The organism is Plantibacter sp. T3, assembly GCF_902506515.1.
Taxonomy (GTDB): Bacteria; Actinomycetota; Actinomycetes; order Actinomycetales; family Microbacteriaceae; genus Plantibacter; species Plantibacter auratus.
The window spans coordinates 1,668,232-1,689,394 of record NZ_LR733286.1 but is presented as its reverse complement, the minus strand read 5'-3'; the positions used below and the strand labels follow the sequence as shown (position 1 = coordinate 1,689,394).

The window sequence follows — 21,163 nt, the reverse complement described above, 5'->3', positions numbered from 1 at the left end:
TCGAGGGCCGTCCTCGTTCGGAGCGCGCGACAACGCACCCCCATTCGAGGCACAGACGATGGGTAGTGCCTCACAAGCTAACCGACATGCGTGACGGAAGACCACCGCGAATGTGAACGGCACGTAAATCCGGGCCTGCTCATCTGAGCACGGGCTTCGCGCTGGAAACGAAGGAAAGCGCTGATCAGCGCGGCATTGTGAACGGTCTCATCGGTCACTCCGACGAGCACCAACCTTCAAGCTGTGGTTCAGAGCAGCTTGAGCATCCGCGTGTTACCGAGCGTATTCGGCTTGACCCGCGCGAGGTCGAGGAACTCCGCGACACCTTCGTCCGAGGAGCGCACGAGCTGTGCGTAGACCTCGGGTGGGACGATCTCCTCGCCGATCTCCTGATAGCCGTGCCTCGTGAAGAAGCCGGTTTCGAAGGTCAGGCAGAACAGGCGACGCAGACCGAGCTCGACCGCGTCGTGCTCGAGGCGCTCGACGAGCGCGTGGCCGACCCCGGTGCCGAGGTGGTCTGCGGAGACGGCGAGCGTGCGGACCTCACCGAGGTCCTCCCAGATGACGTGCAGCGCGCCGCAGCCGATGAGTTCGCCGTCGGGTGTCTCGGCGACGCGGAACTCCTGGACCGCTTCGTAGAACACGACGTCGTCCTTGCCGAGGAGGATGCGCTGCTGCACGAGTGGTTCGACGAGCGCCTGGATGCGGCGGACGTCGCTCGTGCGGGCGCGACGGACCACATACCCCTGCTGAGCCTGCTCGACCATCCCGCCTCCTCCTGTCAGAACCTCCGAGAAGTCTACTGACGGCAGCGCGGTGCTCCCGACCGAGCGCGGATTGGTGGGCGCCAGCGCGGTGCGCTCGAGCGAGCGCTGCCGAAGCGGCGTGAGCGCTACCCAGCCGCGCGAGCGCGGGCCTCCGGAGGGGCGCGCTCGGTCCGGTGGGGCGCGCTCACGTCAGCGCACCGCGCTGGCTCCGGACACCGGAGTGACGGCACCGGATCACGAGGGGCGGATCAGTGCCAGGACCTCGGGCCCGCGGTGCCGGCCGGGTAGGTGTCGATGGACACCTCGTCCTTGCGCCACGCCTTGAGCACGGGCGCGACGATCCGCCAGCATTGCTCGGCCACGTCACCGCGCACCGACAGGGTCGGGTCTCCCTCGAGGATGCTCGACAGGACCTCGCCGTAGGCGCTGAGCTGCCCCGCCTGGAGTTCTGCGTGGAGGGCGACCGGGTCCAGTTCGAAGGGGTCGTCCTCGCCGTTGATCATCAGGTCGAGGTCGAGCGACGCCGGCTTCAGGCCGATACGGAGCCGCGCCGGGGTCTTCATGCCGTGCAGGCCGGACGGGAGGTGCGGCACCGGCTTGAAGGTGAAGACGATCTCCTGACGGGTGTCCGCCAGCGCCTTCCCGGACCGCAGCACGAACGGGACACCGGCCCAACGCCAGTTGTCGATCGCGAGGGTCATCTCGGCGAGCGTCTCCGTGTGGTGCGACGGGTCCACGCCCTGCTCGTCGATGTAGGCGGGCAGCTTGCGGTCGCCGATCGTCCCGGCGCCGTAGCGTGCACGACGACTCTCCGTGCCGTTCGCCTTCCACGGACGGGTCGCCCGCAGCACCTGGGCCATCCCGCCGCGCAGATCCTCGGCGTCGACGCTCGCAGGTGGCTCCATGGCGGCGAACGCGAGGACGAGGAGCAGGTGACTCTGGATCATGTCGATCAGGGCGCCCGCACGGTCGTAGTATCCGGCGCGACCCTCGAGGGCCAGCTGCTCGTCGAAGACGATGTCGACGCGTTCGACGTTGTCGGCGGAGAGGAGCGGTTCGAAGATGCGGTTCGCGAAGCGGAGGCCGAGCAGGTTGAGGACCGTCGACTTGCCGAGGAAGTGGTCGACGCGGAACACCTGCTCCTCCGGCACCAGGTGCTGGAGCAGGCGGTTGAGCGAGCGGGCGGAGGCGTAGTCGGTGCCGAACGGCTTTTCGAGGGCGAGCATGATGCCCTTGGGGAGCTCCAGCTTCCGCAGCGCCTTGCACGCGAGCAGGGTGATGGCGGGCGGCAGGGCGAAGTAGAGCGCGACGTTCGGTCCGGCTGCCGCGAGGACGCGTTCGAGCGACGCCGGGTCGGAGACGTCGGCCTGCACGTAGGTGGTCTCGGCGACGATCGTCTCGGCGAGCTTCGACGGGGCGTCGGCGAACGCGTTCCCGACGCGCTTCCGCCAGGCCTCGTCGCTCGACTCGGACCGGTCGACTCCGATGAGGCGCACCGCCTCGCCGCGCGGGGAGCCGAGGAGCGACGCGAGTCCGGGCAGCAGGAGCCTGGCCGTGAGATCGCCCCCGGCACCGAGGATCACGAGGGTTCGAGGGGCGGAGGATTCCGAGGTGGCGGCGGTCATGCGGCGATCCTACGCGGTGCGCCGACGAGGTCGCGCGGCCTTGCACCCTCCCGAGGTCCGCCCCACCCCGGCTCAGTGCGGTGCGCTGACGCGAGCGCGAGGGTGTGGGCGTCAGCGCGGTGCGCTGACGCGAGTGGCGCGGTATAGGCCTCGCCGCGGGTCAGGGACGTGGGAGCGACCCTCCGGAGACCCGCGCTCACGCGCTGGACCCGCGCTCACGTCAGCGCACCGCGCTGGCGACCGACCACAGCACACCCAGGCAGGCAGGCAGTACTGTGAGCGCATGCGACTCGGAGTCCTCGACGTGGGATCGAACACCGTCCACCTGCTCATCGTCGACGCCCACCCGGGAGCCCGGCCGATCCCCCAGTCGTCGCACAAGTCGGTGCTGCGACTCATGCGATACCTCACGCCGGATGGATCGATCAGCGATGAGGGCGTCGCGGTCATCCTCGAGTCGATCGGTGCAGCCGCAGCGATCGCCCGCGAGAGCGGCCTCGACGAGCTCCTTTCCATGGCGACCTCGGCCATCCGTGAGGCGACGAACGGGCCGGAGGTCCTCGCCCTCGTCGAGGAGCGGACCGGCATCGCCCTGCAGGTCCTGTCCGGCGACGACGAGGCGAAGCTCACCTTCCTCGCCGTCCGCCGCTGGTACGGCTGGTCGGCCGGCGAGATGCTCCTCCTCGACATCGGCGGCGGCTCACTCGAGATCGCGGCCGGCGGCGACGAGTACCCCGATGTCGCGATCTCCCTCCCGCTCGGCGCCGGACGCTCCACCGTCGGCTTCCTCCACGACGACCCACCGACCGCCGCACAGCAGGAGGCGCTCCGCCTGCACGCCCGCGAGGTGCTCGCCGCGGCACTCCCCGCGTTCGCCGAGGAGCCCGACGCCCATCACGTCGTCGGGTCGTCCAAGACCATCCGCTCCCTCGCACGCCTCGCAGGATCGGTGGCAGACGGGATCGGTGGCACCGAACGATCGCTGCTCCGGCGCAGCCAGCTCGACGACTGGATCCCCCGGCTCGCCCGCATTCCGGCTGAGGCCCGCCCCGCGCTCCCCGGGATCACCGCCGACCGCACGTTCCAGATCGTCGCCGGCGGCATCGTCCTGTCCGAGGCGATGGCCGCCTTCCGCGTCCGCGAGCTCGACGTCTCCCCCTGGGCGCTCCGCGAGGGCATCATCCTCCGGTACCTCGACCGCCTCGGCTGACCGCCACCGTTCGCTCGCCCAGGTTCGGGCGCTCCAGTGCTCGCGCGCCCGGAGATGGGCGAACGAACACCCCTGACACGACGAAGGCCCCCACTCCGCGGAGTGGGGGCCTTCGGTGACTCGGGACTACTCGCCCGTGATGGCGAGGTCCGGCGTGGCCGAACCCGTACCGAGCGACGCCTGCGCGTTGACGCCGGCACCGACCGACTCACCACGAGCCGAGGTCGTGAAGGCGAACGCGCCGTTCACGAAGTCGACGTGCACGTGGTCGCCGGCGTTGAGCTCGCCGTGGAGGATCTGCTCGCTGAGCTGGTCCTCGACCTCGCGCTGCATCGCACGACGCAGCGGACGAGCACCGAGGGTCGGGTCGAAGCCGACCTCGATGAGGCGCTCCTTCGCCGGCAGCGTGAGCTCGATCGTCATGTCGCGGTCGAGCAGACGCTCCGAGAGACGCTTCGTGAACAGGTCCACGATCTGCAGCAGCTCCGGCTTCGACAGCTGCGGGAACACGATGATGTCGTCGACACGGTTCAGGAACTCGGGCTTGAAGTGCTTCTTCAGCTCCTCGTTCACCTTGCCGCGCATGATGTCGTACCCGGTCGAGGCGTTGCCCTCGATCTGGAAGCCGACCGGACCACCGGCGATGTCACGAGCACCGAGGTTGGTGGTCATGATGATGACGGTGTTCTTGAAGTCGACGACGCGACCCTGACCATCCGTCAACCGGCCCTCTTCCAGGATCTGGAGGAGCGAGTTGAAGATGTCGGGGTGGGCCTTCTCGATCTCGTCGAAGAGCACGACGCTGAACGGCTTGCGACGCACCTTCTCGGTGAGCTGGCCGCCCTCTTCGAAGCCGACGAACCCGGGAGGAGCACCGAACAGTCGCGAGACCGTGTGCTTCTCGCCGTACTCCGACATGTCGAGGGAGATCAGCGCGCCTTCGTCGTCGAACAGGAACTCGGCGAGCGCCTTCGCGAGCTCGGTCTTACCGACACCCGTGGGGCCGGCGAAGATGAACGAGCCCGAGGGACGCTTCGGGTCCTTGAGGCCGGCACGCGTGCGGCGGATGGTCTTGGAAAGCGCCGAGATGGCCTCCTCCTGACCGATGACCCGCTGGTGCAGCGCCTTCTCCATGAAGACGAGTCGCGAGGACTCCTCTTCCGTGAGCTTGAAGACGGGGATGCCGGTCGCCTGGGCGAGGACCTCGGCGATCAGACCCTCGTCGACCTCGGCGGTCGTCTTGACGTCGCCCGAGCGCCACTGCTTCTCGAGGCGCAGACGCTCGCCGAGGAGGTTCTTCTCCTCGTCGCGGAGCGACGCCGCCTTCTCGAAGTCCTGCTCCTCGATGGCCGTCTCCTTGGCCTCGCGGACGCCGGCGATCTTGTCGTCGAACTCGCGCAGCTCCGGGGGGCTCGAGAGGATCGACAGACGCAGGCGTGCACCGGCCTCGTCGATCAGGTCGATGGCCTTGTCGGGCAGGAAGCGGTCGGAGATGTACCGGTCGGCGAGGTTCGCCGCCGAGACGAGCGCGCCGTCGGTGATGGACACCTTGTGGTGTGCCTCGTACCGGTCGCGCAGCCCCTTGAGGATGTTGATCGTGTGGGGCAGCGACGGCTCCATGACCTGGATCGGCTGGAAGCGACGCTCGAGTGCGGCGTCCTTCTCGAAGTGCTTGCGGTACTCGTCGAGCGTGGTGGCACCGATGGTCTGGAGCTCACCGCGAGCGAGCAGCGGCTTGAGGATGGAGGCCGCGTCGATCGCGCCTTCGGCGGCACCGGCACCCACGAGGGTGTGGATCTCGTCGATGAAGACGATGATGTCGCCGCGGGTGCGGATCTCCTTGGTGACCTTCTTCAGGCGCTCCTCGAAGTCACCGCGGTAGCGGCTGCCGGCGATGAGCGAGCCAAGGTCGAGCGAGTACAGCTGCTTGTCCTTCAGCGTCTCCGGGACATCGCCCTTGACGATCGCCTGGGCGAGACCCTCGACGACGGCGGTCTTGCCGACGCCGGGCTCACCGATGAGGACCGGGTTGTTCTTCGAGCGACGGGAGAGGATCTGCATGACCCGCTCCATCTCCTTGTCGCGACCGATGACCGGGTCGAGCTTGTTGTCGCGCGCGGCCTGCGTGAGGTTACGGCCGAACTGGTCGAGGATCTGCGACCCGCCCTGTGCCTGCTGCTCACTCTGGTTGCCGCCGACCGGGGCTGCTTCCTTGCCCTGGTAGCCGGACAGCAGCTGGATGACCTGCTGGCGCACGCGGTTGAGGTCGGCACCCAGCTTCACGAGGACCTGGGCTGCGACGCCCTCGCCCTCGCGGATGAGGCCGAGCAGGATGTGCTCCGTGCCGATGTAGTTGTGGCCGAGCTGCAGCGCTTCGCGCAGGCTCAGCTCCAGCACCTTCTTGGCGCGCGGCGTGAACGGGATGTGTCCCGTCGGCTGCTGCTGGCCGGTGCCGATGATGTCGGTGACCTGCTCGCGCACGGCATCGAGGGAGATCCCGAGGGACTCGAGCGCCTTGGCGGCGACTCCTTCTCCCTCGTGGATGAGGCCGAGCAGGATGTGCTCGGTCCCGATGTAGTTGTGGTTGAGCATCTTGGCCTCTTCCTGGGCCAGGACGACGACACGACGCGCACGGTCGGTGAATCTCTCGAACATGATCACTCTCCTCCGGCACCGGGCAGGGTGGTGATGCCGTTAGTAGGAGCGTAACGACCGCCGCAGCTCTCTTCGCCCCTGTTCGCCGTGGGCGTGATGCGCGGCCACCGGGAACGCCACAGCGCACGTGCACCGGGCACGTGCGCTGCGGGTGTCGGAGGATCGCGGCTCGGTCAGACCGGGAACCGGACGGTCGCCGCGAGGGCGCCCCCGCCGGGGACGTCGTCGGCGCGGACGGCGAGGATCCGAGCGTCGGAGAGCAGCGCCCGGCGGAGGATCTCGTCGATCACGCCGTAGTTCGTCGCGTCGGCGTCGTCGGCGAGCGTGACGACACCGGTGGTCTCGTCGACCGTGCCCGGCAGGTTGCTGTCGATGTCGACGAACAGGGTGTCGACCGCGTTCGCCGTCGCGGCGCGTGCCACGTCGCCGAGGTCGGTCACGGCACGGCCGTTCGACGCGCGGGTGCCGAACTCCTCGCACAGTGCGTGCAGTTCGGCGGCGTACAGCTCGTCGAGGATCGGGCGGGCCGCCGCGGCGAGCTGCTCGTCCGAGCGCTCCTGCTGATTGCCCTCGATCTCGGGCTTCACCAACTGCTTCGAGGTGCACACCGATCGGAAGATCCCGGTCATCGGCTCGGCTCCGGCGAGGATCAACGGCTCCTTCGAATTCGCGAGGATAGGGGCGAGCGCCTTGTCGATCACCTGTGCATACTCCTGCATCCGGATCTTCTGGCCCTCCGACCCCTGGATGCGTCCGAGCTGCTCCCGACCGTTCGATCCACGCCCACGGATGGAGTCCACGTGGGCGGCCGCCGCGACGTCGTCGGGGATGTCCAGTTCGATGCTCGTCGCCGGGAGGTCCCGTGCCACGGCGACGAGCCGCACGCCGCTCTGCGCCAGGGCGAGCACGTAGGCGGATTGCGGGAACGTGAGGGCGCGCATGAGCGGCTTGATGTAGAAGCGGTCGGAGACCTCGTTGCACGAGCGCAGGACGTTGGGCACGCGGAAGTACCTGGTCGTCGACGGGCTCACGAAGATCGCGAGGCTCGACGACAGGTACCGCAGGAAGTCGGGGTCTTCGAGGAGCCGATCGATCTCGTCGGTGAACCGGCTGACGTCGGTGCGGTCCGCCCCGGCCGACGCCAACTGTTCGACGGCCTGTTTCACCTGGTTCTTCAGGTCGAGCCGGATGTGGCTCGTGTCCGCGGGGTTGGTGCTCGTCTCGAGGTAGATCGACACGCTCGACGCTTCTCGGGCGGTCGCGAGCTCGACGATGTCGGAGCGGGTCGGAATATCGGTGTGGTGCACTGATGCCTCCTTCGATCGCGTCAGGCGAAGGGTCGACCGGGAGCAGGCGACGCCGTCGTGGGCCTGACTTGACCCCAGTATAGGGAGCACCCACCCCTCGATCCGGGGTCGATTCTGCGGACATTCGGAGCCGGGTCGGGCCGCAGGACCTCGATCCCGCGGCCCGACTCACGGCCTCGTCACTCGGTCGTGACCGGTCCGTCCGGCGGCTGCTCCGGTGCGACGAGGCGTCGCGTCCGCCGCAGCGCGAGGACGAGCAGACCGGCGACGACGAGCAGGCCGGCCGCGAGGAGCGCGCCGGTCGTGAGCCCGGCGCCGGTGACGGCGAGCGGACTCGCGGTGTCCCGGCCGGTCGTGGCCTCCGGCGCACCCGGCGTCGCGCCCGGTCCCTCCGGAGCCGGGCCGGTCCCGGGCTCGGTCGCGATGAGACCGCCGTTCCAACGGAGGTCCTCGCCGTCGGCTCCACTCGGCGACGGGTCCGCGATCACGATGTCCGCCATGACCCACTCCGCCGGGTCGATCGCGGAGTTCCGGAGATCGTCGTCGCCGACCCGAGGCGACGTGGCGTCGGCCATCAGGTCGTCTGGGAGTCGCACGTCGATCCGGTAGGCACCGGAACGGAGCGCCTCGAACCGGTACTGCCCGTCGGCGTCGGTCGTGACAGTCCGGGTGACCGGCTCCCCGCGCTTGTCGGTGCCGGTCAGTTCGAGCTCGACGTCTGCGACACCAGGCCCCGGCGTCCCGTCGAGCCCGTCGTCGTCGAGCCCGTTCGCGTCGAGATCCCACCAGATGCGTTCGCCGAGCGCCGAGCTCACCAGCTGAGCCGCGACCTGAGGCGATTGTGCGCCGAGCGATTGCGTCGCGGAGTGCACGACGGCGTCGTTCACGAACCGGGCGTCGACCGCGGCACCGGTGGTCGTCAGCTCGTAGTCGACGACCACCGGCGCGAACGGCGCGAGCTCGGCGACGGTGGCCTCGATCGCGGTCGCCTCTGCGATGGACGCCGGGCAGCCGGTCATGCCGAACTCGTCCGCCGCGCACCACCGCGCTCCGTCCGGCAGGGTGCCGAAGCCGTCGTCGACGACGGGGTCGACGTTGCTCGCGACCGCATCACCGGGGGCCGCCGTGTAGCGGAGGTCCGCTCCGTCCGACGAGGCCGAACCCGCCAGGACGCCCTGCCCGGTCGAGCCACGTTCGTCGCCCGGGTACGGGAGGACGTCGATCATCCGCACCTCGCGCTGCACCGCCCCGGCGCTCATGTTCCCGAAGACGACGTCGACCTCGACCGCGTCGCCGAACTCGACGACGGACCGGGCCACGTGCTTGTCGATCTGCAGTCCGGATGGGGTGGTGACCACCATCGACTGCCAGGAGTAGTGGGAGTCGAGTCGTCCTGGCTCCGCGGGGAAGTCCGTCAGGGACCCCGGGTCGTCCGGACTCGCGACGATCGCACGATTGAGGAACTGTCCGACGGAGAACCGGTCCGAGACCGCGATGTAGGCGATCACCGGCTCGGCTCCCTGTCGGATCCGCCCGAGGTCCCAGGTGAGGAGCGTGCTGCCGTCCGCCTGCGGGACCACGGTCGTGGCCGCCGGGGTCGCCGAACCCTCGTCGAAGAGGAATCCGGCCGGCAGGGAGTCCGTGACCGTCACGGCGTCGGCTCGATCGGCCACCCCGTCGGGGGTGATGATCTGCGGACGCACATCGAAGGTGATGGGTGAGCCAGCCGCGATCGGTGCCGGAGCGCCAGGCGCGACCTCCGGTGAGGTGGCCCGCTTGTTGAGCGTGACCGCCGCGTTCGCGGCGACCAGTTGATCGCCACGGGGGTACTGTGCGTTGCCCTCGGACGCGCGGTACCGGCCGTGCCACCATCCGTCCTCCACCCAGGCGGTCGCCGACTCCCGGTCCGGACCGTTGCCGGAGGACTTGATGCTGTAGGTCTCGGTGATCATGGTGCCCACGTCGAGGCCCTGTCTGGCCTGCAGTTGCACCCACAGGGTCACGCTCGTGCGAGGAGGGAGCTCGCCGTCGACGGGACGAAGACGGACCTTCGTGATGTCGTCGGTGTCGACGAGTGACGGGTCGGCGATCCAGGTGTCGTCGGCGTCGTCGCAGGTGGTCGCATCCATCTGCGCCTGCCGGGTCTCGGCGTCGGCCGCGGCGTCGACGCTGGGCGTCGTCCCGTACTCGACGATCACAGCCCCGGCGGTTGAGCGGAACTCTGCAGGGTCTCCTCCGCCGGGACGCTCACCGACCTGCTGGGTGGCCGGGTCGAACACCGCGCAGAGCACGGCGCCGGTCAGGGGGCTCGTCGTGGTGTTGTTCCAGGCGACGGTCTGCTCGAACCGCTGGCCGCCGGCGACAGGCCCGTCGCCGGAGCCGGCCGTGCTCTGTCCGGGCACCATGCGGTTGTCGGTCCGGCGGTCCGAGTACCGGCTCGCGTGGTCTCCGCCGCCGGTGCGCTGGGCGATCGTCGCGGTGGCGACGTTGTCCGCCAGCGGCTCCGGAGCGTTCGGCAGAGGCGACCCGTCCGCGGCGACACCCGTCACGCGGAGATCGGCGAGGTCCAGCCGCACGGGCAGGGCGCCGTTCGCCGGGACGTCGTCCTCGGGCACGAACACGCCGAATCGTCCAATGGCGAGGTAGCCCTGCGCCGTGATCGCGGAGCCGGAAGCGGACCGCGAGGGGATGTGGTCGCCGCTCAGGTCGGCCCCACTGACCGTGACGAGGACGGAACGGCCGTCGGCTGCCGGCTCGCAGGTCCAGGTCCCGGAATCCGAGACCGCGTCGTCGCCTCCGCCCGCCGCCTTCGGGAAGACCGCGGAGTCGAAGGCCCCGGTGAGACAGCTCTGCGGCACCGGCCTCCCCTCAGGGTTGACGGTCGCGAGCCGCGCGCCGGCTGGATACCCGTTGAGATCGATGACGAAGGTGACGTCGCCCACGACGTTCCCGGATCCGCGAGCGCCGCGTCCCTCATCGGTGCCGAAATCGGTGATCGAGAGGTAGGTGTCGTGTGCGATGTACCAACCCACGGTGCCGTCCTGCTCCTGCACGCCGTCGACGACCGGCCCCCGTCGGACGCCGACGTTGACGCGCGGGCCGCTGCTCACCACCAGATCCGGTGCGGTCGTGCTGGCCCGGATCTCGGACCCGTCGGCGGCGTCGGCGGCGATGATCTCGATACCGTCCTGCGGCGCGCTGATGACGGTGCCGTTCGCCGGCGCGGTGGTGAGCATCGCGGTGAGCTCGATGGCGCTCACGGAGTTCGGGAGGACGTCGGAGCGGACGCAGTCGAGGACGGCGCGGTCGGGACTGACCGTCGATCCGGCGACGCAGTACCCCGGCAACTGATCGACGGTGGGCCACTGCAACCCTTCGGGCAGCCGCTGTCGGACGACCACCCGGTTGTCGCGGGCGGCCCCGCGCAGCTGCGCCTCGATCGTGTATGTCACGGCGTCGTGGGACCGCAGCACCGCGTCGTCGGCTGAGACGTCGAGCCCCGGACCGGGCGCCTGATCGAAGGGAACGCTCCCGGTGGCGGTCCGCTGCAGCGAGGTGTTGAGGCCGAGCGACTGGGTCGCGGCGGCAGCGGGAGTCGAGGTGGTGTCCGGTGCCGTGACCGGCAACATGGCGCCACCGGTGACGGCGACGATGGACAGGGCGCCGAGCGCCCTGCGGAAGAGGATGGTGTTCACGTGGGTCCGACCTTCTGGAGGAGAGGGGGCCGTCACACGATACACAAATTGGTCGACTGATATGTGGAATACGCAAGAATCCCGACGATGTAAGACGGATGTTGGGGCCGGGTCATGTGCGGTGGACCGGCGGAGGAGGGTGTCCGCGGCGCGGACGGCTCCTTCGGTCGGATCGCCCGGCCGCGGGCGCCAGCGTCTACTGCAGCGCGGACGTCAATCTGGCGAGGTTGTCGAGCACCGTCGACCGGAGGGGCTGCTTCAACCATTCCGCGAGCGTCAGTTCCTTGCTGATCTCCCGGTACCCGTCCTCGACGCCGCGCATCTCCTGAACGAACTCGCGCCCGCGGACCATGAGCGAGACCTCCAGGTTGAGACCGAAGGAACGCATGTCCATGTTGCTCGACCCGATGACGGCGACGTCGTCGTCGATCGTGAAGTGCTTCGCGTGGAGGATGTACGGCGCCGGGTACTGGAAGATCCGCACGCCGGCTCGCAGGAGCGCCTCGTAGTAGGAGCGCTGCGCGTGCCAGACCATCGCCTGGTCGCCGATCTCCGAGACGAACAGGTCGACCGGCACACCACGCTGGACCGCCGTCGTGACCGCTGCGAGCAACGACTCGTCGGGCACGAAGTACGGACTCGTGATGACGATGCGCCGCTGTGCCGCGTAGATGAGGGTGAGGAACAGCTTGAGGTTGTTGTCGCCGTCGAACCCCGGCCCGCTCGGCACGACCTGCAGCTCGAGGTCGCCCACCGGTCGGGCCTCGAGCAGACCGACCTCATGAGACAGGACGTCGCCCGTCTCGCTGTACCAGTCGCTTAGGAAGATCGTGTTGATCCCCGCGACCCCGGGGCCCTCCACCCGCGTCATGAGCTCCTGCCACTGGAGACCCCGCTTGATGTTGCCCGGCTTGTTGTAACTCCGGTCGATCATGTTCTGCGAGCCCATGAACGCGACCGCGCCGTCGACGATCACCATCTTGCGGTGGTTCCGGAGGTCGGGACGTTGGAACTTGCCCTTGAACGGTTGGAGCGGCAGCATGAGCGCCCACTGGGCACCCATCGCGGTGAGGCGTTTCAGCGTGTGCTTGTAGTCGGGGGTCCGCCAGCTCGCGAAGTGGTCGAGCAGCACCCGGACCGTGACGCCGCGGGCCACCGCGCGCTCGAGCGCGTCGAAGAACGGCTTCGTGGTGCGGTCGCAGGTCAGGATGTAGAACTCGACGTGCACGAACTGCTCGGCACGGTCGACCTCGTCGGCCATGGCATGGAGCGAGGCCTCGTAGTCACCGATGAGACTCGCGGTGTTCCCGCCCTGCAGCGGCATCGACCCGAGGTTGCGGTTGAGCGTCACGACCGACCGGAACCAGGCCGGGGCGTTCGACGTCAGGTTCGCCTTGACGAGGTCGCGGGTCGTCTGGCGGATGTAGACGTTGATGTCGTACTGCTTCCGCCGGCGCACCCGTGGGAGTTTCGGATTGCCGATGAGGAGGAAGGCGATGACACCGACGTACGGGATGAGGAAGATCGCGAGCAGCCAGGCCATCCCCGCGGTCGGGCGCCGGTTGCGCGGGACGACGATCACCGCGATGACACGGATGATGAAGTCCAGGACGAGGGCCGTGATGCCCAGCCAGTTCCAGGAGAACTCGATCGTCATGTCGCCCATCCGCTCAGCTGCCGAGGCTCCAGCCTACTGACCATGCCGGACAGCTGTGGGGCGACATCGCCACGTGATACGGGCGGGTCAGACCTCGCGAGGGGCGGAGGGCTCGACCGGCGGGAGACCGAGCTTCGCGCGCTGCTCCGCCTCGACCTGCGCGTACGCCTTGCGCTCGTTGCGGTCGGACCGCAGGATGGCGCGCATCACGACCCAGAAGATGATGCCGACGACCACGGTGGGCAGCAGCGACCAGAGCGCGTTGAGCCAGTAGTCTTCGATCACTCCTCAATCGTACCGCCCTTCGACAGGCTCAGGGACCGGAGAGTGGGCTCAGGGACCGGAGAGTGGGCTCAGGGACCGGAGAGTGGGCTCAGGGACCGGAGAGCTGGCTCAGGGACCGGAACGAAGCGGTGGTGCGATCCCGAACGGGCGCGCAGCCGGCTCAGGAGCCTCCGGCGAGGGCACCCCACAAGCCGCTGACGACGAGGTACAGGCCGATCCCGCCGACCACGATCCAGATGGTGATGCGCGCCGTCGTCGGCCCCTGTTTCTTCGGGTCCTGGTGGTCGCCGGGGTCCATCATGCTCATCGTCGCGCCTGACTGTCGGTGGTCGTGCTGCCGGGTGGCCGCTACTTGACCAGGGGGAAGAGGATCGTCTCGCGGATGCCGAGACCGGTCAGCGCCATGAGGAGTCGGTCGATGCCCATCCCCATGCCTCCGGACGGCGGCATCCCGAACTCGAGCGCCCGCAGGAACTCCTCGTCGAGACGCATGGCCTCGACGTCGCCCTGTGCGGCGAGCTTCGCCTGCTCGATGAAGCGTTCGCGCTGCACGACCGGGTCGACGAGCTCGGAGTAGCCGGTGGCGAGCTCGAAGCCGCGGACGTAGAGGTCCCACTTCTCGACCGCGCCATCGATGGAGCGATGGGCGCGCACGAGCGGGCTCGTGTCGACCGGGAAGTCCATGACGAAGGTCGGGCGCTCGAGGCCACCCTTGACGAAGTGCTCCCACAGCTCCTCGACGTACTTGCCGTGGATGGGGTGCGGGACCTCGACGCCCTCACGCTCGGCGAGCGCCTTGAGTTCCTCGATCGGCGTCTGCGGCGTGATCTCGACACCAGCGGCGGCCGAGAGGCTCTCGAACATCGAGATGCGGTCCCACTCGCCACCGAGGTCGAACTCCGTGCCGTCGGCCCAGGTGACGACGTGGCTCCCGCTCGTCGCGAGCGCGGCGTTCTGGACGAGGGTCTGCGTGAGGTCGGCCATGGTGCCGTAGTCGCCGTAGGCCTCGTACGCCTCGAGCATGGCGAACTCGGGGCTGTGCGTGGAGTCGGCGCCCTCGTTGCGGAAGTTGCGGTTGATCTCGTAGACGTGGTCGATGCCGCCGACGACGGCGCGCTTCAGGTACAGCTCGGGCGCGATGCGCAGGTAGAGCTCGGTGTCGAACGCGTTCGAGTGGGTGACGAAGGGGCGGGCCGAGGCTCCACCGTGCATGACCTGGAGCATCGGCGTCTCGACCTCGACGAAGTCGCGCTCGGTGAAGGTCTGGCGGAGGCTGGCCACCGTCTTGGCCCGGTCGAGCACGTTCTTGCGCGCCTGGTCGCGGGCGATGAGGTCGAGGTACCGGCTCCGGACCCGCGTCTCCTCGTTCAGCTCGTTGTGGAGATTCGGCAGGGGCAGGATCGCCTTCGCCGCGATGGTCCACTCGGCCACCATGATCGACAGTTCGCCGCGGCGGCTGGAGATGACCTCGCCGGAGACGAAGACGTGGTCGCCGAGGTCGACGAGTTCCTTCCAAGCGGCGAGCTGTTCGTCGCCGACGCTGGCGAGGCTCACCATCGCCTGGATGCGGCTGCCGTCACCCGACTGCAGGCTGGCGAAGCAGAGCTTGCCGGTGTTGCGCAGGTGCACGACGCGGCCTGCGACGCCGACCGTGACGCCCGTCGCCTCGTCGGGCTGGAGCTCACCGAATCGGGCGCGCACCGCCGGGATCGTGTCGGTGATGGGGAGGGTGACGGGGTAGGCGCCACCGGCACCCGACGTCGCCTCGTCGATGAGGCGCTGGCGCTTCGCGAGCCGGACGGCCTTCTGCTCGGAGAGCTCTGCCTGCTCTGCTGCGTCGTCGATCGGCTCTGGCGTCGTGTCAGTCATGCGGTGGGATTCTCCTCGTGCGGTCACTGGAGTTTACCGGGGACCGTGCGGGCCGCGCGCACGGCCGGTTTCCTATGAACCGGCTATCGACGCCCTGACAAGGGTCTGCGAACAACCATTCGGAGGACATCGCCGGGTACCCGGGCCGTGCTTGGCTCGAAGGACAGGAGTCCCGATCGGGGGCACCGACGCCGGAAACGAACTCGAAAGGCTCGTCATGACGACGCTCTCCGACCACCAGCACACCGACCACCGCGAAGCCACCACCGTCCCACCGGTACCGGCCTCCCCCGCCGCGCCGCGCGGACAGGCGGGGATCGACGCCGGTCTCCTCCTCCTTCGCCTGGCCCTCAGCGTGGTCTTCGTCGCGCACGGGCTCCAGAAGTTCCTCGTCGACTCCATCCCGGGCGTCGCCTCCGGGTTCGGGGGCATGGGCATCCCGGCTCCAGAGGTCGCGGCGGTCGTCGTCGCCGGTCTCGAGGTGGTCGGTGGCCTGCTGCTCATCGTCGGCCTCGGCACGCGCATCGTGGGCGCCCTGCTCGCGGTGACGATGGCCGTGGCGATGGTGCTCGTGCACCTGCCGGCGGGGTTCTACGCCGCCGACGGTGGCTTCGAGTACGTCATGCTGCTCGCGCTCGCGTCGCTCGCGCTCACGCTCGCCGGCCCGGGCCGACTCGCCGTGGACGCGCTGATCCGTCGCCGCCGCAGCCGCTGACACGGGCCCGCCCGCCTGCCCGGACTCGGGTGGGCGGGCGGCGGTTCGTCCACTCGGCTAGAGCAGCTCGTCGACGTCGGGCGTGGTCGCCCCGCGCAGCGCCTCGTCGACCGACGACCGCACGAGCGACGACAGGAAGCCGCCGGCGTTCTCCACGCCGATCTCCTGGAGCAGAGCCGTCGACTGCTGCACGACCGCGCGGGAGAAGCTCGCGGCCGTCTCCACCGCTTCGGCGTAGGCCGCACGATCGGCCTCGGCGATGATCACGGGCTCCGCGCCCATCTCGACCACGAGCGCCTGCCCGATCGGTTGGACGGGGGCCGGTGCGGTCACGGCGAACGACGTCTCGTGGAGCCGGGCGAGGTCGAGGCTCGTCCCGGTGAACACCATCGCGGGGTGCAACGCCAACGGGATGGCACCGGCGCGCGCTGCCGGAGCGAGCACCGCCGTCCCGAACCGAGCCGAGGTGTGCGCGACGAGCTGACCCGGCTGCCACGCACCGACCGCCGCGAGCCCTTCGACCAACGACGCGAGTTGCGCATCGGGCACGGCGATGACGACGAGTTCGCTCCGCTCGACCACCTCGGTCGGATCGAGCACCGGCACATCCGGCAACAGGGCGTTCGCCCGTTCGAGGCTCTCTTCCGACACCGCGGTGATGCCGACGATCGCATGTCCGGCTCCCCCGAGCGCCGCTCCGATGACCGGGCCGACGCGACCACTCCCGATGATCCCGACGCCGAGCCTGGCGCTCCGTCGTTCCGCGCTCACGTGGTCCTCCGGTCCTGGTCGGTCGTCGGGAACGGCACGGACGGTGCCGGGCTCTGCTCCTGCCACGGCTCGGCGTGCGCCCGCGTCGTCGGTTCGGTGCCGGACTGCGCCACCGGCTCATCGAGGTAGGGCGCCGTCGCCTGCGCCTCGTCGGGCTGGTGCTCGGGGTCGAAGCTCGCCCACCGGTGGCTGCGGTCGGTCGACTGCGCGACCACGATCGCCGCCGACGCCGCGTCGAACATCCGCACCGCCTCGTCGCGGGCCATGGCCGGGAGCTTGGCGATCACGGGGCCAGGGACCGTGTGCGCGGTCGCGGAGGCGAGGTCGAGCGCGCGCAGGAGCGGCCCCTGGTCGACCCGGATGCTCTGCAGGCGTGCGAGCGGGAGGATGTGGAGTTTGCGCCAGACCACCCCCTGCCGGAACAGCAGCATCCCGTCGCGCAGGGCGTAGCCGGTACGACGCCAGGAGAACCAGTTGATCCATCGCGAGCGGCGGGGCGAGCCCACGAAACCGACGCCGTCGCGTGTGGCGAGGGCCGACTGCAGGGGAGCCCAGGCGCTGCCGTCGATGCGGCCCGCGAGCATCAACTCCACGACCTGGGCGGCGTCCACGAGCGACCCGACCGGCAACACCGTGTTGCTCGTCGCACCCCGAGCAGCCTGCTCCAGTGACAGGCCGGCCTTGTTGATCCGGACCCGCCACCAGCCGAACGGGCGCCAGATGATGGGCTGTGACACCTCGATCGCGTGGATCCGTCCGGGCGGGACGGTGTCGTTCGTCGTCGAGAAGAGCCCGAAGCCGATGCGGACGCCCGAGGGCGTCGCGGCGATGCTGTAGCGCAGCGACTTCGTCACGCTCGACCAGACGAAGGCCCCGAGACTCAGCACCATCGGGACGAGCCAGAACCAGGCCCAGTCCAGCCCGTTGACGAGGAGCACGACGCCGGCCACGACCGAGATCAGGACGATCACGGTGAACGGGCTGAGCAGCGTGGATCCGACCAGGCGTCCGAGCGTCAATCGCACGACGGAGTCCGGCACCGCCTCCTCCGGGTCGAGTTCGGGCGAGATGAAGTCGTCGACGCGCTCGGTGACGAACCGGGACACCCCGCCGGCGCCGTCGGGCACCGATTGCGGCGGCAGGGTCGGGTCGGCCGGGTCGCCGGCTGCGGCGGTCTGCCGGCGTTCGGCGAGCTTCACCCCGCTCGCGAGCGTGAGGACGTCCCGGCGGAGGCCGTCGGCGTCGGCACCGTACAGGTACTCGAGTTTGACGTTCGCGTCCTGGCCCGCGACGCTCACGTTGATGCGGGAGGCCCCGATGAGCCTGGCCAGGAGCGGCTTCTCGATGGAGACGCCCTGGATGCGGTCGAGCTTGGCTTTGCGGTTCGTGCGGAACAGGATCCCGCTGCGCACCTCCACCGCCTCGTCGGTCACCCGGAACGTGTGCATGCGCCATGAGAACCAGAACACGGCGATCACCACGATGAGCCCGACGGCGATCGCGAGGAGCACCCACCCGACGAAGCCGTGGTTGAGGATGTAGTCGATCGGGTCGGTCGGCTGCTCCATCCCCGGAGCGGGGATGAAGAACTCGATGAGTCGCTCGCGGAGGTTCGCGATCACGATGCCGAGGATGGCGACGAATGCGATGCCGCCTCGGAGCAACGGCGTCGCCGGGTGCAGCCGGTGCCACTGCCCGTCGACGAGACTCTGCCCGGCCACCCGCGGGACGATCGCCTCGGCCGTCGGCTTCACCCGAGGACCCGCGGCCGGAGCCTCGAACCGCTCCGGCGGTCCTGCCGCCTGGTGCTCGCTCACAGTCCGGTCCGCCGGCTCTCCGCCACGGCGACCAGATGGTCGCGCAGCCCCTCGGCCTCGGCTTCCGGCAACCCGTTGATCACCACTCCGGTCGAGGCGGAGGCGGTCACGAACTTGAGGTCGGCGAGGCCGAACGCCCGCGAGAGGGGCCCGCGGTTGATGTCGACGAGCTGCATACGCCCGTACGGCACGGCGACGAAGCGCTGCCACATGATCCCTCGGCGGAACAACAGATCGTCCGCGCGCAGTTGGTACCCGATCGATCGGATGCGACGAGGGATGAACGCCGCGGCGATCAGGGAGATCACGGCGAAGGCGGCGAACGGCCACCAGATCCAGGTCCAGTCCCAGACGAGCGCGACGAAGACCACGGCCGCCGTGACGAGCACGAGACCGGCACCCTCGGAGATGAACTCGACGGCGATGAGCTTGCGACTCACGCGTCGCCACTGGGCATCAGGCAGTTCCAGCCGCTTGCCGCTCTGCTCCGCAAGGTCGGCCTGGACCGTCTCCGGCGACGACAGCTCCTCCAGCGGCGTCTCGATCAGCGGCCGCTCGGCGGGCTGATCAGGTGTGGGACGGGGCTCCCCCGGGTGCGGCGTCGTCATCATCATCCTTCGGAACGGTGCAGAACCACTCGGCCACCAAGGCGGCGACGACGAGTGCGACGGATCCCACGATGGACGCGATCACCAGCCACAACGAGCCTATCGCGGGCAGGATCGGGCGGGTCAGGACGAAGAGCAGGATCCCGACGGTCGCCCCGGCCACCAGGGAGCCCGCATGACTCGAGGCCTTCGCGAGCGCGGCGACCCGCATGGCGCGGAACGGATCGATCCGACGGGTGGCGCGACCGGTCGTGCTGCGGCGGATCGGCCAGGACAGGGCGATGAGGATGATCGCGACCGCCACGAGCGAGACCGCGAGGGTGACGGGCGGGATGATCGACGCGCGTCCGCCGGAGACCATCGCGACCTCGACGAGGAAGCCGAAGACGACGCCCACCCCGGCGAGGACGATGAGCGGTGTCGCGGTGGTGCGGGTCACGGGTGCGTGCCGTCGTCGGGGACCACGGAGCCGTCCTTGGCGGCCGCAAGGGTGTCGAGGCGGCCGACGCCGGGCAGCGTCGCGTCGGGGTCGAGGAGCAGCCAGGGCACGACGACGAACCCGCGCTCGGCGGCTCGCGGGTGCGGGACCGTGAGGCGTTCGTCGTCGATCGTCTCGTCGTCGTAGGCGACGAGGTCGAGGTCGAGCGTCCGATCGCCCCAGCGTTCCTCGCGGACGCGGCCGTGCGCGAGTTCGATCCGCTGGAGTTCGTCGAGGAGCGCGTGCGGCTGGAGGCGGGTGCGGACGGCAGCGACACCGTTGAGGTAGGCCGGAGCCGACTCGTCGACACCGGACGACTTGACGGCCGCGCTCGACACGAGCGGCGACGGCCGCACCTCGAGCACCCCGTCGACGGCGGCGAGGTCGTCCACCGCCTGTGCGATCGTCGCGCGGCGGTCCCCCAGGTTGGCCCCGATGGCCACGACGGCCCAGACGGCGCGCGGCTTCGGTGGTCCGGGCCGACGGGCGGGGTCGTGGATCGGTGTGCGCGAGACCATCAGACGGCCCGCCCGGCCTGGGTGCGGTCGGCCTGGGTGCGCTCGATCGTCACCGCCACGTCCGCGAAGGGCACCGTGATGGGGGCGCTCGGCTTGTGCACGGTGACCCGGACCGCCTCCGCGCGCTCGTTCGCGAGCACCACGTCGGCGATGCGCTCGGCCACCGTTTCAATGAGGTCGACCGGGTCGCGCTCCACGGCCGCGACGACCGCCTCGGCGAGCTCGCCGTAGTGCATGGTCGCGCCGAGCTCGTCGCCGCCGGCGGCCGGGCGGAGGTCCAGCGACACGGTGACGTCGATGACGAACTCCTGTCCGGCCTCGCGCTCGAAGTCGAAGACGCCGTGGTGCGCGAACGCACGCAGGCCCGTGAGGGTGATCGAATCAGTCATCGGCTCCACCTTGCCATGCATCGAGGGTATCGAGAGCGAGTCTGGTTGCGGCGACGTCGTGGACGCGCACACCCCAGGCTCCGGCCTGCGCGGCCAGCACGCTCACCACGGCGCTCGGCAGGTCGCGCGCCTCCATCGGGGCGTCCTCGGGGAGGAGCGCTCCGATGAACCGCTTGCGGGACGCACCCACCAGCACCGGGTACCCGAGCTCGCGCAGCAGGTCGAGTCGGGCGAGGATGCGCCAGTTGTGCTCGGCGTGCTTGGAGAACCCCAGGCCGGGATCGACGACGATCCGGCCGGGGTCGACGCCCTGACCGCGGAGGGTCGTCACCCGGTCGTCGAGTTCCCGAGCGACGTCGACCGCCGCGTCGGTGTAGGTGGCGCGGCTCGCCATGTCGGCCGAGTGCCCGCGCCAATGGCTGATGACGCAATCGAGACCGGACGCCGCCATGACGCCCGGCATGCGATCGTCGGCGAGGCCACCGGAGACGTCGTTGATGATCGAGGCACCGGCGTCGGCCGCAGCACGGGCGGTCTCCGCGTTCATCGTGTCGATACTCACTCGCGCACCAGCGGCGGCCAGTGCGGCGATGACGGGTGCGACCCGGTGCTGCTCCTCGCGGGTGTCGACCCGGGCGGCACCGGGCCGGGTCGATTCGCCGCCGACGTCGATGATGGTCGCGCCGGCCGCGATGAGCTCGAGCCCGTGGGCGACGGCGTCGTCGACGTCCAGGTACCGGCCGCCGTCGCTGAACGAGTCGGGGGTGACGTTGACGACGCCCATGATCTGGAACATG

The 21,163-nt window shown here is 69.7% G+C and carries 18 protein-coding genes; 2 read left to right on the top strand and 16 right to left on the bottom strand.

The window, feature by feature from the left end:
• Window positions 1-248: 248 nt before the first annotated feature.
• Window positions 249-767 (bottom strand): amino-acid N-acetyltransferase, encoded by a 519-nt coding sequence (locus GV015_RS08160; protein ID WP_124768749.1) that lies wholly within the window; start codon window positions 765-767, stop codon window positions 249-251.
• A gap of 248 nt (window positions 768-1,015) precedes the next feature.
• The gene (locus GV015_RS08155; RefSeq protein ID WP_159877846.1) at window positions 1,016-2,392 is read right to left on the bottom strand and encodes a glucose-6-phosphate dehydrogenase; all 1,377 of its coding nucleotides are present in this window, start codon (window positions 2,390-2,392) and stop codon (window positions 1,016-1,018) included.
• Between the two features lie 283 nt (window positions 2,393-2,675).
• On the opposite strand from GV015_RS08155, the gene GV015_RS08150 reads away from it, so the two are divergent.
• Entirely contained in the window at window positions 2,676-3,602 is a 927-nt protein-coding gene (locus GV015_RS08150; protein WP_079705168.1) for a Ppx/GppA phosphatase family protein, read from the top strand.
• A gap of 126 nt (window positions 3,603-3,728) precedes the next feature.
• Here the strand turns inward: GV015_RS08150 and GV015_RS08145 are convergent, their stop codons facing one another.
• From GV015_RS08145 to lysS, 7 genes are all read right to left on the bottom strand, one after another.
• A complete protein-coding gene (locus tag GV015_RS08145; RefSeq protein ID WP_064294324.1) occupies window positions 3,729-6,257 on the bottom strand; it encodes an ATP-dependent Clp protease ATP-binding subunit in 2,529 nt (842 codons plus the stop codon).
• Between the two features lie 173 nt (window positions 6,258-6,430).
• A complete protein-coding gene (locus tag GV015_RS08140) occupies window positions 6,431-7,564 on the bottom strand; it encodes a hypothetical protein (RefSeq protein WP_079705167.1) in 1,134 nt (377 codons plus the stop codon).
• A 179-nt stretch (window positions 7,565-7,743) separates the two neighbouring features.
• Entirely contained in the window at window positions 7,744-11,259 is a 3,516-nt protein-coding gene (locus GV015_RS08135) for an SdrD B-like domain-containing protein (RefSeq protein WP_159877845.1), read from the bottom strand.
• Between the two features lie 196 nt (window positions 11,260-11,455).
• Complete coding sequence (cls, locus tag GV015_RS08130) at window positions 11,456-12,925, bottom strand: cardiolipin synthase (RefSeq protein ID WP_137242235.1); 1,470 nt, start codon at window positions 12,923-12,925, stop codon at window positions 11,456-11,458.
• Window positions 12,926-13,003: 78 nt separating this feature from the next.
• A complete protein-coding gene (locus GV015_RS08125; RefSeq protein WP_194718988.1) occupies window positions 13,004-13,201 on the bottom strand; it encodes a hypothetical protein in 198 nt (65 codons plus the stop codon).
• 160 nt (window positions 13,202-13,361) lie between these two features.
• Window positions 13,362-13,508: a hypothetical protein gene (locus tag GV015_RS08120; RefSeq protein ID WP_153303387.1), complete on the bottom strand. Its 147-nt coding sequence runs from the start codon at window positions 13,506-13,508 to the stop codon at window positions 13,362-13,364.
• A gap of 41 nt (window positions 13,509-13,549) precedes the next feature.
• Window positions 13,550-15,070, bottom strand: a complete 1,521-nt coding sequence (gene lysS / locus GV015_RS08115) for a lysine--tRNA ligase (protein WP_159877844.1) — start codon at window positions 15,068-15,070, stop codon at window positions 13,550-13,552.
• Window positions 15,071-15,287: 217 nt separating this feature from the next.
• Between lysS and GV015_RS08110 the strand changes: the two genes are divergently transcribed.
• Window positions 15,288-15,785, top strand: a complete 498-nt coding sequence (locus tag GV015_RS08110; RefSeq protein WP_159877843.1) for a DoxX family protein — start codon at window positions 15,288-15,290, stop codon at window positions 15,783-15,785.
• A gap of 57 nt (window positions 15,786-15,842) precedes the next feature.
• Here GV015_RS08110 and GV015_RS08105 read toward each other — a convergent pair whose 3' ends face one another.
• Genes GV015_RS08105 through folP form a run of 7 tightly spaced genes read right to left on the bottom strand, consistent with a single transcriptional unit; the run spans window position 15,843 to window position 21,162 of the window.
• A complete protein-coding gene (locus tag GV015_RS08105; RefSeq protein WP_079705162.1) occupies window positions 15,843-16,556 on the bottom strand; it encodes a Rossmann-like and DUF2520 domain-containing protein in 714 nt (237 codons plus the stop codon).
• Window positions 16,553-18,373 carry a PH domain-containing protein gene (locus tag GV015_RS08100; RefSeq protein WP_159877842.1) on the bottom strand — a complete coding sequence of 607 codons (1,821 nt, stop codon included), beginning with the start codon at window positions 18,371-18,373 and terminating at the stop codon, window positions 16,553-16,555. Before GV015_RS08100 ends, GV015_RS08105 begins: the two co-directional genes overlap by 4 nt.
• The gene (locus GV015_RS08095; protein ID WP_159877841.1) at window positions 18,370-18,981 is read right to left on the bottom strand and encodes a PH domain-containing protein; all 612 of its coding nucleotides are present in this window, start codon (window positions 18,979-18,981) and stop codon (window positions 18,370-18,372) included. The genes GV015_RS08100 and GV015_RS08095 overlap by 4 nt, the downstream gene beginning before the upstream one ends.
• Window positions 18,941-19,420 (bottom strand): DUF3180 domain-containing protein, encoded by a 480-nt coding sequence (locus GV015_RS08090; protein WP_086474548.1) that lies wholly within the window; start codon window positions 19,418-19,420, stop codon window positions 18,941-18,943. The genes GV015_RS08095 and GV015_RS08090 overlap by 41 nt, the downstream gene beginning before the upstream one ends.
• Window positions 19,417-19,977, bottom strand: coding sequence for a 2-amino-4-hydroxy-6-hydroxymethyldihydropteridine diphosphokinase (gene folK, locus GV015_RS08085; RefSeq protein ID WP_079705158.1), 561 nt, complete (start codon window positions 19,975-19,977; stop codon window positions 19,417-19,419). The genes GV015_RS08090 and folK overlap by 4 nt, the downstream gene beginning before the upstream one ends.
• Window positions 19,977-20,366: a dihydroneopterin aldolase gene (gene folB / locus GV015_RS08080; protein WP_079705157.1), complete on the bottom strand. Its 390-nt coding sequence runs from the start codon at window positions 20,364-20,366 to the stop codon at window positions 19,977-19,979. Before folB ends, folK begins: the two co-directional genes overlap by 1 nt.
• On the bottom strand, window positions 20,359-21,162 hold the full coding sequence (gene folP / locus GV015_RS08075) for a dihydropteroate synthase (protein WP_079705156.1): 804 nt from the start codon (window positions 21,160-21,162) through the stop codon (window positions 20,359-20,361). The genes folB and folP overlap by 8 nt, the downstream gene beginning before the upstream one ends.
• Between the last annotated feature and the right edge of the window lies 1 nt (window position 21,163).

Bases quoted from the DNA above. Each gene is read 5' to 3' on its own strand.
- GV015_RS08160 (WP_124768749.1), bottom strand. From the start codon at position 767: ATGGTCGAGCAGGCTCAGCAGGGGTATGTGGTCCGTCGCGCCCGCACG.
- GV015_RS08155 (WP_159877846.1), bottom strand. From the start codon at position 2,392: ATGACCGCCGCCACCTCGGAATCCTCCGCCCCTCGAACCCTCGTGATC.
- GV015_RS08150 (WP_079705168.1), top strand. From the start codon at position 2,676: ATGCGACTCGGAGTCCTCGACGTGGGATCGAACACCGTCCACCTGCTC.
- GV015_RS08145 (WP_064294324.1), bottom strand. From the start codon at position 6,257: ATGTTCGAGAGATTCACCGACCGTGCGCGTCGTGTCGTCGTCCTGGCC.
- cls (WP_137242235.1), bottom strand. From the start codon at position 12,925: ATGGGCGACATGACGATCGAGTTCTCCTGGAACTGGCTGGGCATCACG.
- GV015_RS08120 (WP_153303387.1), bottom strand. From the start codon at position 13,508: ATGAGCATGATGGACCCCGGCGACCACCAGGACCCGAAGAAACAGGGG.
- lysS (WP_159877844.1), bottom strand. From the start codon at position 15,070: ATGACTGACACGACGCCAGAGCCGATCGACGACGCAGCAGAGCAGGCA.
- GV015_RS08110 (WP_159877843.1), top strand. From the start codon at position 15,288: ATGACGACGCTCTCCGACCACCAGCACACCGACCACCGCGAAGCCACC.
- GV015_RS08095 (WP_159877841.1), bottom strand. From the start codon at position 18,981: ATGACGACGCCGCACCCGGGGGAGCCCCGTCCCACACCTGATCAGCCC.
- folK (WP_079705158.1), bottom strand. From the start codon at position 19,977: ATGGTCTCGCGCACACCGATCCACGACCCCGCCCGTCGGCCCGGACCA.
- folB (WP_079705157.1), bottom strand. From the start codon at position 20,366: ATGACTGATTCGATCACCCTCACGGGCCTGCGTGCGTTCGCGCACCAC.
- folP (WP_079705156.1), bottom strand. From the start codon at position 21,162: ATGTTCCAGATCATGGGCGTCGTCAACGTCACCCCCGACTCGTTCAGC.